This is a genomic window from Sphingomonas sp. M1-B02, assembly GCF_026167525.1.
Classification (GTDB): domain Bacteria; phylum Pseudomonadota; class Alphaproteobacteria; order Sphingomonadales; family Sphingomonadaceae; genus Sphingomonas.
In genome coordinates this window covers 355,930-370,807 of sequence record NZ_CP110679.1, presented here as the reverse complement: position 1 = coordinate 370,807, position 14,878 = coordinate 355,930, and the positions used below count along the sequence as shown (strand labels likewise).

The following is a 14,878-nucleotide window of genomic DNA, read 5'->3' as shown; positions in this document are numbered from 1 at the left end:
TTGGGCCAAATCTACTCGCACGCGACGAAACCGGTTGCGTTCCTGTCGGTGCAGCATGCTATGTAACCGGTTACACAAAACGACCCAAGCGAAAAATGCATCTGGGCCGCTGGGTCAGGAGAGGAATGGAAATGGTCGAAGCACGGATTTCGCGACGCGCCGCACTGATGGGCGCAGGCGCGGTCGTCGCCTGGGCTAGCAGCCCGGCGCGCGCGCTGTTCCGATCGATCGAGGATCCGGCCACCCCCGCATTCATCGATGGCCTCATCGCCCGGATGACCCCGCAGGAAAAGGCCGGCCAGCTGACTCTCAACGCCGCCGCCTGGGCCGGATCGGCTGCCACGAACCTCAATCCACCCACCGCCGGTGCCAGTTTCGAAGAGCAGTTGCAGCAGGTTCGCGATGGCCAGCTCACCGGCGTGTTCAACGGCAATGGCGCCGAAATGTCGCGCCGGATGCAGACCGTCGCGATGCAGGAATCGCGGCTCAAGGTCCCGCTGATCTTCGCCGCGGACATCATCCACGGTCACCGCACCGTCTTCCCGGTGCCGCTGGGCGAAGCCGCGAGCTGGGACCCCGATCTCGCCGAGCGCACCGCGCACATCGCCGCGGTGGAAGCCGCCGCCGCCGGGATCGACTGGACCTTCGCGCCGATGGTCGACGTTGCCCGCGACGCCCGCTGGGGTCGCGGCGTCGAGGGCGCCGGCGAGGATGTCTATCTCGGCAACCTCTTCGCCGCCGCCCGCGTGCGCGGTTTCCAGGGCAAGCGCCTGACCGATCGCGACTCGGTGCTCGCCTGCGCCAAGCATTTCGCGGCCTATGGCGCGGCCGAAGCAGGGCTCGATTACAATACGGTCGACGTTTCCGAACGCACCTTGCGCGAAGTCTACTTCCCGCCCTTCCAGGCCGCGTTCGATGCGGGTGCGCTGTCGGCGATGGCCTCGTTCAACGAATTGTCGGGCATCCCCGCGACCGGCAACAAATGGCTGCTCGACGAAGTCCTTCATGGCGAGTGGAATTATGGCGGGCTGGTCGTCTCCGATTATACCGGCGACGAGGAGATGATCGCGCACGGCTTCGCCAGGGACGCGCGCGACGCCGCGCGCATCGCCTTCCTCGCCGGGGTCGATATGTGCATGCAGAGCGGCTTCTACATGAAGCATCTGCCTGATCTCGTGCAGGCCGGCGACGTGCCGATGGCGCGGCTCGACCAGGCGGTGCGCCGCGTGCTCGCGGTAAAAGCCAAGCTCGGCCTGTTCGACGATCCTTTCCGCCGCATCGAACCGCGGCGCGAGAAAGCGGTCGTCCTCTCCAAGCCCCACCGCGCGCTCGCCCGCGAGGCCGCGCGCCGCTCGGTCGTGCTCCTGAAGAATGACGGCGATCTGCTGCCGCTGCGGAAGAATCAGAAGATCGCACTGATCGGCCCCTTCGCGGCAGGCCAGCACGATCTGGTCGGCCCCTGGTGCGTCTATGGCGACGACAAGCAGGCAGTCGATCTCGCCACCGGCATGCGCGCCGCGGCTGCTAACCCCGCCTTGATCACCGTGGCCGAGGGCTCCGAAGTCGAAGCGCCGCTCGCCGGCGGCATCGAGGCTGCAGTCGCCGCCGCGCGCGCCGCCGATGTCGTCATCCTCGCAATCGGCGAGGGTACGCGCATGTCGGGCGAGGCACAGTCGGTCACCGAGATCGTCGTCCCCGCCCCCCAGATGGCGCTCGCGGAGGCGATCGCCGCCACGGGCAAGCCGATCGTCGTGCTGCTCAAGAACGGCCGCGCGCTCGCGCTCGAAGGCGCCGTGGCGAATGCGCCGGCGATCCTGGTCAGCTGGTTCCTCGGCACCGAGACCGGCCCTGCCCTCGCCGACATCCTTTACGGCGCCTATGCGCCCTCGGGCCGTCTGCCGGTCAGCTTCCCGCGCGCGGCGGGCCAGGTCCCCTATCATTACAGCCACAAGCCGACCGGCCGGCCCAATCCCGATGGCCCGCTGCAGGAATATAAGACGCACTATCGCGGCGTGCCCAATTCGGCGCTCTATCCGTTCGGGCACGGCCTAACCTACGGCCGGATCGACTATGCCGACCTGCGATTGGATCCGACGCTCGCTTGGGACGGCACGCTCAAGGTCCGCGCCGTCGTCCGCAACAGCGGCAGTCGCGCCGCCGAGGAAGTCGTCCAGCTCTACATCCGCGATCGCACCGCCAGCATCACCCGCCCGGTCCGCGAGCTAAAAGGCTTCCGCAAGATCGCGCTCAAGCCCGGCGAATCGCAGCAGGTGGAGTTCACCCTGCGCCGCTCGGACCTGATGTTCGTGGGGACCGACAATCGCTGGACGGTCGAGCCCGGCCTGTTCGATCTGTGGATCGCCCCCTCCGCCGAGGCCCCGGGGCTTTCGGGCCGCTTCGAGCTGGCGAAAGCCTGAGCCTCACCCCCTCCGCTCCAGCTCCGCCACCAGTTCGGCATGGGCGCGGCGGCGGAGGGGGTTCGCGGCCATCAGCGCGATCGACAGCCCGACGCAGGCCAGCGGCACCAGCCCGATCGCGAGCCGCAGCCCCTCCAGCGTCTCGGCCGACTGCGCGATCGTCGCGCGATAGCCGATCATGTCCAGCGTGAGCCCGAACAGTCCCGTCGCCAGCCCGATCGCGCTTCGCTGCACCAGCGTCGCCAGCCCGAACACCGCGCCCTCCAGCCGCGTCCCGGTCTCGCGCTCGCCCCACTCGACCGTGTTCGGCAACATCGCCCAGAAGGCGATGTGCAGCCCGATCAGCAGCAGCTGGATCGCGACCAGGAACAGCCGCATCATGCCGGTGTCGCGCACCGCCACTGCCGCGAACAGTCCGAGCAGCAGCGCCGCCGGCAGCGTCGCCGCGAACCAGGTCGCGCGGGCGCCGGCGCGCCGGCAGACGATCGTCCAGAAGGGCACGGCGATCGCGCCGACCACGCCCATGGCGGCGAGGGCAAGCTGCCCCGCCGCCTCGTCCCCAAGCTCGTATTTGTAATAATAGAGCACCGATTTCGACAGGAAGATCGACGCGATCGTGACGGCCGCCATCGCCGCGTTGAGCGTCACGAAGGCGCGGTTCGCCGCGAGGTTCGCGAGGGCCGTTCGCAGCGAGATGCGCGCCTCGACCATCGGCGCAGTCCGCTCGGGCACCCACCAGCCCACCGCCAGCAAAATCGCCGCCCCCACTACGCTGAACGCCGCCGCGCTGGTGAAATAGCTATTGCCCAGCGCCTCCCCCCCGCTCAGCCACCGCCCCAGCGGCACCGTCCCCAGGCTGACGATCACCATCGCCCCCGTCCCGAACAACATCCGCAATCCCGCCACCAACGCCCGATCGCCGCTATCGGCGCTGATCCGCGCGGTCATGGCCAGATAGGGGATGTTCACCGCCGCATACGCGGTGCGGAACAGCAGGTGCGTCGCCAGCACCGTCGCCGCAGCCCAGCCCCCGCTCCCCATCGGCGGCAGATAGGCCAGCATGAAGGAGAGCCCCAGCGGCACCGCGCCCAGCGTCAGATAGCGCCGATAGCCCTGCGCGCGATGCCGATCCGCCCACATCCCGACGGCCAGGCTGACCAGCCCGTCCCACACCAAGGCGATCATATAGGTGGTCGCCGCCCATCCCACCGACAGCCGCAGCACTTCGGTATAGTAAAAGAGCAGGAACAGCGTGGCGCTCTGCCAGTAGAGATTGAACGCGAAATCGCCGAAGGCGAACAGCCCTAGCCGCAAGCGATCGCTCTTCGGGATTCGGTGCGAAGTCACGGAGGTGCACTCGGCACCATCGCCGCCGCATGCAAGCCCGATCTGCCGTTGCCGACTAGCTAGTCGAAAAAGGGTAGGAGCGCCGTGGCGATGCGGGGGATCGTCGCCTCCTGAAGCCCGGCCACATTGATCCGGCCCGAACCCGCCATGTAGATCCCGTGATCCTCGCGCACCTGGACCACCTGCTCGGGGCTGAGGGGCAGAATTGCGAACATGCCGCGCTGGCGGCCGATCGGCGCGAGTCGCGGGTGCATCACGGCGAAGGCGGTGCGCAATCCGTTGAGCCGGCCGCGCATCGCGTCGAGCTCCTGGTGCCAGTCGGCAATAAGCAGTTCCGATTCGAGGATCAGGCGGACCAGCGCCGCGCCATGATCGGGCGGCATCGACCACAAGCTGCGGGCGAGCGTAAGCACATTATCGGTGATCGGGCCGATCGCGGCGGACGAACCCGCCTGCACCCAGAGCGCGCCGACTCGATCGCGATACAGGCCGAAATTCTTGTCGCAGCTATACGCGATCAGTGCCTCGGGCACGGCCTGCAGCACGATCCTGAGCCCTGCCGCATCGGCCTCCAGCCCGTCGCCCAGGCCCTGATAAGCAAGGTCGATGAACGGCACCACGCCGCGCGTCGCCATCCATATCGCCAGCTCGGCCCATTGCTCGATAGTGAAGCCCGCGCCGGTCGGGTTGTGGCAGCAGGCATGGAGCAGCAGCACGTCTCCCGGCACAGCGCGCTCGATCCCCGCCATCATGCCTGCAAAATCGAGTTCGCGGGTCGCCTCGTCGAACAGGCGATGCGCTTCCACCTCGAGGCCCGCCCTGCCGAAGATCGGCGCGTGGATCGGCCAGCTCGGCGTTCCGATCCAGACGCGCGCGTCCGGTCGCGCCCGCGCGATCAGCTCCGCGCCCAGCCGCAGCGCGCCAGTCCCGCTGGGAGTTTGCACCCCGGTCAGCCGGTCACCATGGCGATAGCCCGCCCCGAACAGGATCGGAGCCAAGAGCTCGACGAAGCGCATGTCGCCTTCGGGGCCTAGATAGGATTTGCTGTCCTGTTCAGCGAGCAGCTGCGCCTCGGCCGCCTTCACAGAAGCCAACACCGGCGTGTCCCCCGCTGCATCGCGGTAGACGCCGACGCCCAGGTCGATCTTGTCCGGCCGCGGATCGCGGCGGTGCATGTCGATCAACACCAACAGGGGATCCGCCGGCAGCGGCCCGAGATTCGCGAACATCCCAGGCGCAGATTGCTGGACAACCTCAATCACGCAGTCAGCTCCGCGTCACGGCTACGCGCATATTGCTGAGTGCCGTGGGTATAGACATTGTCAGAGCGCAGGATAGTCTCGATCTCGATATCCGCGGCTCCCTCCAGCTCGGCATAAAGCGGGCCGAAGTCGGTCTCGATCGTCTCGCGCAGCAGGTCCTCGAAACTGTCGATCACGAAGTAGTTCTGCTGATAGTCGTCGATGCGATATTTGGTCTGCATCACGCGCTTCAGGTCGAATGCAATGCGATTGGGCGATGCATCGTCGAGCGCGAACAGCGACTCGCCGTAGGAGGAGACGATCCCCGCACCGTAGATGCGCATCCCCTCACGCGATCGGATCAGCCCGAACTCGACCGTGTACCAATAAAGCCGCGACAATTTGTCGATCGCCCCGGCCCCGGCAGCCCGCTGCCCGCCTTTGCCATAGGCCTCCATATAATCGGCGAACACCGGGTTCGACAGCAGCGGCACATGCCCGAACACGTCGTGGAAGATATCCGGCTCCTGCAAATAATCGAGCTGCTCAGGCGTTCGGATGAAACGCCCCGCGACGAAGCGGCGGTTGGCCAAATGCTCGAAGAACACTTCGTCCGGAACGAGCCCCGGAACCGCCACCACGCTCCATCCGGTCAGATCGGTCAGCCGCCGGTTCAGTTCATCGAAATCGGGGATGCCCGGCTTCGACATGCGCAGCACATCGAGCCCGGCGAGGAACTCGGGCGCGACCCGGCCCGGGAGCATTTTCGATTGTCGCTCGAACAGGCGATCCCAGGTCGCATGCTCGACATCGGTGTAACGCGACCACGATTGCGGAACGGTCCAATCATCCGCCGTCCCTTCAGGGCGTTGATATTCTTCTTGTGCCATGGATATAAATTTACATGATTCACCTGCGCTTGCCTTTCAATCTTCCGCTGCTTAGGCTGTTTTCTGAAACAATCGTTCGCAATAGGCGCAAAATATGAAGCCAAGTGCCGGACTGGACGCGCTCGAGCGTCGAATCGTGACGCTACTGCAGGAAGACGCTTCGATCAGCCATGCTGAGCTGGCCGAACGGGTCGGATCCTCCTCAGCGTCCTGCTGGCGCCGAATTCGTACGCTGGAGGAATCGGGCGTCCTCTCCTCCACCGTACGACTGGTCAACGCAGAGCGAGTCGGCAGGGGCGTCAACGTGATCTGCAACGTCCGAGTCCGCAGCCATGCGCGCGAAGTGCGCGGCGCATTCGAGGATTTCATTCGCTCGCGCCCCGAGGTGATGGAATGCTATTCTATGTCGGGCGAATGGGATTATCTGCTGCGTATCGTAGCGGCCGATGTCGCCGATTATGAGAATTTTCTGATGCGCACTTTGCTCGATCACCCGTCCGTGGGGGGCGCGGCTTCGCATTTCGCGCTGTCGACGACCAAATATACCACCGCCGTCCCCGTCTGACCGGCGGAACCGGGCTGCGCCCGCGGGGCCTTGGGCAAGATCGCGCCCCAGTTGCGGCCAAGCAACATCGCCTCTGCGACTATGCGCCGCCGGCGCCCGAAGCTTGCGAATTACATCGCCACTTCGGGATTCGAATCCCAATCATCTCGGCAAAAAGAGCGCTTGGGCGATCTCATCACGCTTCGGCCTAATCGCGACACAGTTTTGCAAAAAAACTGTAGCAGGGCGCAAAAATGATATGAAATTTCTCCAAATCGTGGGCTACCATGCAGAAACGAACCAGGTGACGCGGAGCTACGACATAAAAGGTCGTTGCCGGTCATAGGCGCCGCATGCCTGGTTCCAAGGGCGCGCCGAGCCTCGACGGCGCACTCAGCAATCTGGCCGGCGCGTGGGCGCTAGGCGAGGTCGCATTTCTAGGGGCGTTGGGGGTGCCGGTTAGGGCTGGTTCGAACGATTCCGACTGCCTGTCCGATCGCCATCAGGCGACGGCCCGGTGCGGAATGCAAAAGGGGTTGCAATGAAACAGCGTATCATCTCGGGCGGGTCGATCATTGCCATTGCGATCGCCGCAATTTCGATACCGCAAACAGCCTTTGCCCAGGCAGCCGACCCCACACCGGGGACGCCGCTGCCGAGCGCAGTTACCGACCAAGGTGCGCCGCCGATAAGTGAGGCGCAGGACCAAGACGAGGCGCCCGATATCGTCGTCGTCGGCTCGCAGATTCGCGGCGCCAGCACCGGCGCGCTTCCCGTCTCGGTTGTTACCTCCGACGACATCGTCGCCACCGGCGCAGTATCCGCCAACGACCTATTCCGCACCATTCCCCAAGCGGGCGCAGTGAGCTTCACCGGCCTTCCCTCCGGCGCCGGCCAGAATGCGGCGCGCGGCGACGTCTCCACGGTCAGCCTGCGCGGCCTCGGCCTCGGCACCACGCTTGTGCTCCTCAACGGTCGCCGCGTCGTGCAGCACCCCACCACGGTGAACGTAGATGGCGCTCCGCAGATTTCCTACAACGTCAACACGATCCCGATCGCCGGCCTGGAACGTGTCGAAATCCTGCGCGACGGCGCCGCCGCGCTTTACGGCTCGGATGCCATCGCCGGCGTCGTCAACACGGTGCTGTCCGAAGACTTGAAGGGCGGCGCGATCGACTTGCAACATGGCTTCGCCGAAGGCACTCAACTCAAGGAAACGACGCTCAATGCCAGCTACGGCTCCGATTTCGCCGGAGGCCGCGGCCACTTCTCGGTCCTGGCGAGCGTCTATGCGCGCGAGGCCGAGCTCTATACCGACGTCGACTATCTGGCCTCGCAGGACGTCCGCCCGCTGATCGGCGATCCCGCCTTTTCCAGCCTGACCAATTTCGATGGCCGCCAGCAGGCCTCGCCCTGGGCGCAGTTCCTGATCCCTAGTTCGGCGCGGTTCAGCGGAGCAGTACGCCAGAACGCCACTGCGCTGACGAGCACAGGCGGCGTCTTCAGTTTCGTGCCCTGCTCGAACGGAGCCAACCTGCCCGCCACCTCGTACGCGGGCGTGTGCTTCCGCAACGGCGCGAATACCGGCAACGTTGATCGCAACACCCGTTCGGATATCCCCCGCGCTTTTCCGCAGACGACTGCGGTTCCGCGGGCGCGCCGCGCCAATATCTTCCTTTTTGGCCAATATGAGCTGTCCGACGATGTCGAACTATTCAGCGAAGCCAGCTATTATTACGCCAAGACCCGTCAACTCGATCAGAATGCCCAGATCGTCTCGGCATTCCCGATCACGGTCGCGGCCAATGCCTATTGGAACCCGTTCGGCCCGGTCGGCTCGCCCAATCGCCTGCCCGGCCTGAACATTCCCGCCGCGGGCCTGCCGGTGACGATCACCGCGTATGCGCCGTTCGAGACCGGCCCGCGCGAAGTCGAAGTTCGCAACGATCAGTTCCGCCTGCTCGCCGGACTGCGCGGCGAACTCGGGAACTGGGACTGGCAGACCGCAGCCCTCTATTCCGAAGCGCGCGTCCGCGATGTCAGCGATGCCGTCAGCAACACGCTGTTCCAGGCGGCGGTCAATCGTACGACCGCCGATGCTTACAACCCCTTCAGCGGCGGCAATCCCCTTGACCCATCGGGTGCCGATACCACGCTCAGTTCAGCGGACGACTTCCTGATCAAGGGGACGCGCACTAATAAGACCTCACTCGGGCTGATGGATTTCAAGGTTTCCAATGGCAAGCTGCTGCCGCTTTGGGCCGGCGACGTTGGCATCGCGTTCGGCATTGAGGTTCGCCGCGAGACCTATTCCGACGATCGCGACGAGCATCAGGACGGCACGATCACCTTCCGCGATACGGTGAACGGCAACGCCTACAATACCGATTTCGCGATGAGCAGCCCTCGCCCGGACGTGTCGGGACGCCGCACCGTCTTCTCGGCGTATGGCGAGCTGGCCATTCCGCTGGTCAATGAGGAGATGAACATCCCCCTGATCCGAAAGGTCGATGTTCAGCTTGCGGGCCGATACGAGCGATATAGCGATGTCGGCAGCGTGGCGAAGCCGAAGGTCGCCGTGGCTTGGGACCTGTTCGACGGCTTGCGCCTGCGCGGCTCGGCTTCCGGCGGCTTCCGTGCGCCAACACTCGAAGCGCTGAACATCCCGCCATCGGGACTTACCAGCAACGGCAATTTCGACTTTGTCCGCTGCGAGGCAGATCTGCGCGCGCGTCGCATCAGCACTTGGTCGGCCTGCACCCAGCAGTTCACCGTGTCGTCGACCACCTCCGGCAACCGCGCGCTACGCCCCGAAACGTCGCAATCCTACTCGGTCGGCGTAGTATTCGAGCCAAAGTTCATTCCCGCATCCTGGGGACGCTTCACCTTCACAGCAGATCGCTTCTGGATCAATCTCGACAACGTCGTCAGCTCGCTCAATGTGGCCACGCTGCTCCAACTCGATTACCTCGCGCGAGTGACCGGCGGCTCATCGGACTCGATCGTGCGCGCGCCGGTCACCGCCGACGATGTCGCCCTGTTCGCGGGCACCGGGATCGCCCCGGTGGGCGTGATCCAGTTCGCTAACACGCAATATCAAAACCTGCAGCCGTTGAAGATCGAAGGCATGGACTTCAGCCTCAGCTATGCTTCGCCGCTCACCAGCATCGGTCGCTTCAACATCAACCTAAACGTCAGTGAGATGATTAAGTACCAGCAGGATCCGCTGATACCGCAGCAGACCCTCCTGGATGCGCAGGCGGCCGGCACGATCAGCAACGGTTTCGTCGCGGCGACCGGCACTGGCAACCTCGTGGGGTTGGGCACGCGCCCCAAATGGCGCGGAACCGCGACGGTCAACTGGTCGCTCGACAATTGGCAGGTCGGCGCCTTCGTTCAGTACACCGATCCGGTGAAGGTCACCGCGATCCTCGACGCCAACCGCAACATGTTCACCGTCAACGATCAGACGACCACCAATCTCTACGCATCCTACACGTTCGACGGCGGGACGCTGGATGGCACCAAGCTGACCGTGGGCGCGCGCAACGTCTTCAACCAGGACCCGCCGATCGCCAACGGCGGCTATCTGGGCGGGCTGTACCAATCCTTCGCCCGCTATTGGTACGCGAGCGTCGGCTACAAATTCTGACCCCTCTGCGCCGGCGGCATCGTCCGCTTTTCTAATCTCTCTTCGAGGATCTCCTATGAAACGCAGTATCTCGATCTTGCTGACCGCCAGCAGCCTGGCGATGGCGACCCAGGCCGCGGCGCAGACGATGGATCCCGACTTCGCCAAATCGGTGAAGGAGTGGACGACCCGCCCGGAATTCATGAGCCCGCTCGTCGATCACCTGCCGCTTTCGGAGACCATCCCGTCGCCGAAGAAGGCGCTCGGCGACCATATCGGCGTGCCGAACAAGCTGCACAGCCAAGAACAAATCGTCGCATACTTCCGCCAGTTGGCCGCCGCCGCGCCGGATCGCGTTAAGATTCTCGATCTCGGCAAGACAAATGAGGGCCGCGACAATATCGTCGTGATGCTTTCAAGCGCGCCAAACATGGCCAAGCTCGACACCTACAAGGCGAACATCGCCAGGCTCGCCGACCCGCGCAAGCTCAGCGCCACCGAGGCGACGCAGCTGATCTCTCAGACCAAGCCGATCTACCACATTACCGCCGGCCTCCACAGCGCCGAGACTGGGCCGCCCGAAATGACGATGGAGCTGGCCTATCGCCTGCTCACCGAGGATTCGGAGCTCATCCGCAAGATCCGCGACAATCTGATCGTCGCGATCAGCCCCGTGCTCGAAGGTGATGGGCGCTCACGCTATGTCGACTGGTATCATCAGAGCTTGATCGACGAGACAAATGATCTCGATAAGCCCGGCGGCCCGCCTTACTGGGGAAAATATATCTATCACGACAATAATCGTGACATGAACTATTCGGACCCGAGCGCCCGCCAGCTGCTCAAATATTATCTCGAATGGCATCCCCCGATTATGCACGAGCTGCACGAATCGGTGCCGTTCCTCTACACCTATAGCGGCCAGTCGCCCCAGAACCCGGACCTCGATCCAATCCTCTATGGCGAGCTGCCCTTCTACTCGAACTTCGAGATGTCGCAGCTGACCAAATATGGCATGCCGGGCGTGTGGACCCACGGCTTCGTCGATGCCTGGTCGCCGGGCTATGTCGGCTTCATGTCGTCCAACCATAACGGCATGCTCCGCATGTACGAAACCTATGGCAATGGCGGCGCCACCACGATGCTGCGCCATGTCGACAACGGCGCCGATCAATCGGGCGTGCGCGGCGGCAATCAGCTCAAGCGCGACTGGTTCCGCCCCTCCCCGCCCTACCGCAACGTCATGTGGTCGATGCGCAACAACACCAATTACATGCAGACCGGCGTGCTTTCGGCGCTCCAGCTCGCCTCGAACTTTCCCGAAGTCATCCTAGAGAATTTCTACAAGAAGAGCGCGAACGGGGTCTATGCCGGCACCGCCAAGGCGCCCTACGCCTATGTCATCCCCGCCGGACAGGCCGATCAGACACGCGTCAAGTTCGTCGTCGATCAGTTGATGATGCAGGGGATCGAAATCGGCAAGGCGACCGGTCCGCTGAAGTTCAAGGAAGGCGAATATCCCGCCGGATCGCTGATCGTGAAGCTCGACCAGCCTTATGGCCGCCTGGCCAAGACCCTGCTCAAGATCCAGGACAATTATCCCAACGAGAATCTGACGACCTACGACGATGCGGCCTGGACGATGGGGCTGATGACCGGGACCAAGATCGTCGAGATCGACGACAAGTCGGCGCTCGGCGTGGCCACCACGCCGGTCACCAGCTTCGATCCGGTCGGCAGCGTCGCATCGGCGGGACCCGGCGGCTTCGTCGTGCTCGATACCGGCTCGGTCAATCTGGCGGTGCTGCGCTATCGGCTGAAGGACGTATCGATCCGCGTCGCCGAAAAGCCCTTCAAGATCGGCCGGACCGCGGTTCCAGCGGGCTCGTACATCGTGCCCGCAAGCGCCGCCTCCGCGCTGCGCCCCGCCGTGCAGGAGCTCGGCCTCACCGCCATCGCCGCGCCGACCAATGTCGACGTGTCGACGCACGAAATTCCAGTGCCCCGCACCGCGGTGTTCAGCACCTGGGGCGGGACGGAGAAGGTCGGCTGGGTCCGCTATGCCTTCGATCAGTATGAAACGCCCTATGACCTGATCTACAAGGAGCAGGTCCGTGGCGGCAATCTGCGCGCCAAATATGACGTCATCGTCCTGCCGCACCAGGCGCGCTCGACCAACGACATCGTCTTCGACATCCCGGTGAAGGGAAAGCCCCTCCCCTACAAGCCGTCGGAACAGTTCAAGACGCTCGGCACCTATGGCCAGTCCGATGATATCCGTGGCGGAATGGGCCTTGAAGGGCTCGCTGAGCTGCGCAAGTTCGTCGAACAGGGTGGTACGCTGATCACCACCGGTAACGCCAGCGCGGTGCCGGCGTCGTTCGGGCTTGTGAATGACATCACCGTCGGCACGCCGGGCGGCAATTTCTACGCTCCCGGCCCGATCGTGAAGGCAAAGGTGCTCCAGCCGCTCAGCCCGATCTTCTATGGCTATACCGAGGAGACGATGCCGGTGCGCTGGGCGACCAACGCGCTGTTCGGCGTGCGTCCGGCCAACCGCCAGCAGGTGCTGATGGAATTCCCGGGCGGCAAGGCCTCGGTCGTCAGCGGCTTCATGCGCGGTGCCGAAGAGGTCCGCAACCGCCCCGCGATCATCAACGTCCCCACCGGTCAGGGCCGCGTGCTGATGTTCGCCACCAGCCCGATCTGGCGCTGGCAGACGCTGGGCGAGTATCGGATGCTCTACAATGCGATGCTGAACTGGAAGGCGCTGGGCGGCGTCACCGGCATGTCGCCCAAGCGTCCCGATCCCGGCCTGCCGCTCGATGCCACCCCCGAGCAGGATGACGGTTCGAAGCCGACGAACGGCGACGGATCCTAAGAATACCCCCCGGGAGCCGGTGTCGGGAAGACGCGCTTCGTGTGCGGCCTTCCCGGCACTGCTCCGGCGGCCTTCAGAACCGGCGCACCGCGCCACCAGACATTGGAGAAACAGGATGGCGTCTTCGTTGATCGGCGTGGCACGGCTGCCGCTCGCCACGGCTCTGCTCTGGGGCGCGACTACCTTGCCCGCATCCGCCCAGTCGGTCGACCGCAAGGCCTGCCCCGCCTGGTCGCCATCGATGACCTTCGACTGCTATCATGATTATGCCGAGCAGACGAAAATGCTGCAGGACATGGCTGCAGCATATCCCGGACTGACGGTGCTGGAATCAGCCGGGAAAAGCTACCAGAAGCGCGACATCTGGGTACTCAAGATCACCGACAAATCGACCGGCGCGCCCGAGGACAAGCCCGGCATCTGGGTCGAAGGCGGCGTCGATTCAGACGAAGTTACGTCGGTCGAGGCAACGCTCGCCACCGCGCACAAGCTGCTCACCGCGAAAGACCCGGAGACGCTGGAGTTGCTTCGCACCCGCACCTTCTACATCGTCCCCAACGTGATCCCCGATACCGGCGAACTCTGGCATCACAGCGCGCTGCGCCCCGACGATTCGACCCAGCGCCCGTTCGACGAGGATGGCGACGGGCTGAAGGACGAGGATGCGCCGGAGGATCTGAACGGCGACGGCCAGATCACCCAGATGCGCTGGATCGACGCGACCGGGCCGATGGCGCTCGACGAACGCGACCCGCGCCTGCTGCGCCCGCGCAAGGCCGGCGACAAGGGTCCCTTCTATCGCACCGCCTTCGAAGGCGTCGATAATGACAAGGACGGCAAATATAACGAGGATTGGCTGGGCGGCATCGATCCCAACCGCAACTATCCCTTCTTCTGGAACGCCAAGGAGCAGAAGGGGGCGGGCTATTTCGCGGGCTCGGAATCCGAAATCCACGCATTGCTCAACTATAATGTCGAGCATCCCAACATCGGCACCGCGGTGCATTTCCACACCTCGGGCGGCGTGATCCTATATCCGTTCGGCGTGCCCGAAGTGCAAATGCCGGCCAGCGACATGTCGCTCTACAAGGATCTCGCGCGCCAGGGGCTCGAGGTCACCGGCTATAATCTGGGCACCACCGTGATCGATTGGCGCTGGCCGAACGGCACCGACGATCGCAAGCCCGATCAGGTCTGGCGCAACGCGAAGGGCAAGATCCAGGTCGGCACGCCACGCACCGACGTCAGCATGCCCAGCTACATTCCCGGCAGCTATCCCGCTTATGGCGGCTCGATGGACACCACGTATCCGATGTTCGGCATCCTCGCTTATGCGGTCGAACTCTATGAGATGGCGCCCGATCTCAACGACGACGGCCAGGTCAACGATGTCGATCGTCTGCTGCAGAACGATCGCAAGCTCGGCGGCGCCGCTTTCGCTCGCTGGTCGAAATATCAGCATCCGACGCTCGGCGAGGTCGAGATCGGCGGCTGGACCAAGACGGGCTGGAACAACCCACTTCCCCCCGCGCTCGCGGCCGAGACCAAGAAGGGCGTGGACTTCGCTTATGTCCTCGCCAAATCGACGCCTTTGCTGTCGGTGGGCGAGGTGAAGGTAACGCCGTTCGACGGCGTCTACCGCGTCTCCGCCAAAGTCGCGAACCTCGGCCAGCAACCGACCGAACTCGCGATCCGCAAGGGGCAGAAAGGCGAACTTCCGGTCACCGCCTGGATCGAATTGCCGCAGGGCGCGACGCTGGTCACCAGCAAAGGCCGCCAGCCGCTAGGCCCGCTCGACGGCCATGCCGAGAAGTCGATCGAATGGGTGGTCAAGGCGCCCGCAGGGGCCGAGATCGTCGTCGGCGCACAGCATCCGCGCGCCGGCAAGACGCGCAAGGCAGTGAGGCTAGAGCCGTGATGCGCGCGC

At 64.4% G+C, this 14,878-nt stretch carries 8 protein-coding genes; 5 read left to right on the top strand and 3 right to left on the bottom strand.

Translation table 11 applies throughout. The features are described from left to right. The first annotated feature begins 131 nt into the window (after positions 1–131). Entirely contained in the window at positions 132–2,417 is a 2,286-nt protein-coding gene (locus OKW87_RS01870; protein WP_265543943.1) for a glycoside hydrolase family 3 N-terminal domain-containing protein, read from the top strand. Positions 2,418–2,420: 3 nt separating this feature from the next. Here the strand turns inward: OKW87_RS01870 and OKW87_RS01865 are convergent, their stop codons facing one another. From OKW87_RS01865 to phhA, 3 genes are read right to left on the bottom strand one after another with little or no spacing between them, the layout of a single operon-like run. Next, positions 2,421–3,764, bottom strand: coding sequence for an MFS transporter (locus OKW87_RS01865; RefSeq protein WP_265541852.1), 1,344 nt, complete (start codon positions 3,762–3,764; stop codon positions 2,421–2,423). A 59-nt stretch (positions 3,765–3,823) separates the two neighbouring features. Continuing rightward, positions 3,824–4,993: an amino acid aminotransferase gene (locus OKW87_RS01860; protein WP_265541850.1), complete on the bottom strand. Its 1,170-nt coding sequence runs from the start codon at positions 4,991–4,993 to the stop codon at positions 3,824–3,826. 29 nt (positions 4,994–5,022) lie between these two features. Further along, on the bottom strand, positions 5,023–5,895 hold the full coding sequence (gene phhA / locus OKW87_RS01855; RefSeq protein ID WP_265541849.1) for a phenylalanine 4-monooxygenase: 873 nt from the start codon (positions 5,893–5,895) through the stop codon (positions 5,023–5,025). A gap of 94 nt (positions 5,896–5,989) precedes the next feature. On the opposite strand from phhA, the gene OKW87_RS01850 reads away from it, so the two are divergent. The 4 genes from OKW87_RS01850 (at position 5,990) to OKW87_RS01835 (ending at position 14,869) form a co-directional block, all read left to right on the top strand. Then, complete coding sequence (locus OKW87_RS01850; protein WP_265541847.1) at positions 5,990–6,460, top strand: Lrp/AsnC family transcriptional regulator; 471 nt, start codon at positions 5,990–5,992, stop codon at positions 6,458–6,460. Positions 6,461–6,980: 520 nt separating this feature from the next. Further along, entirely contained in the window at positions 6,981–10,091 is a 3,111-nt protein-coding gene (locus OKW87_RS01845; protein WP_265541845.1) for a TonB-dependent receptor domain-containing protein, read from the top strand. 55 nt (positions 10,092–10,146) lie between these two features. Then, positions 10,147–12,951 carry a M14 family zinc carboxypeptidase gene (locus OKW87_RS01840; protein ID WP_265541843.1) on the top strand — a complete coding sequence of 935 codons (2,805 nt, stop codon included), beginning with the start codon at positions 10,147–10,149 and terminating at the stop codon, positions 12,949–12,951. A 115-nt stretch (positions 12,952–13,066) separates the two neighbouring features. Continuing rightward, a complete protein-coding gene (locus OKW87_RS01835; RefSeq protein WP_265541841.1) occupies positions 13,067–14,869 on the top strand; it encodes a M14 family metallopeptidase in 1,803 nt (600 codons plus the stop codon). The last annotated feature ends 9 nt before the right edge of the window (positions 14,870–14,878 follow it).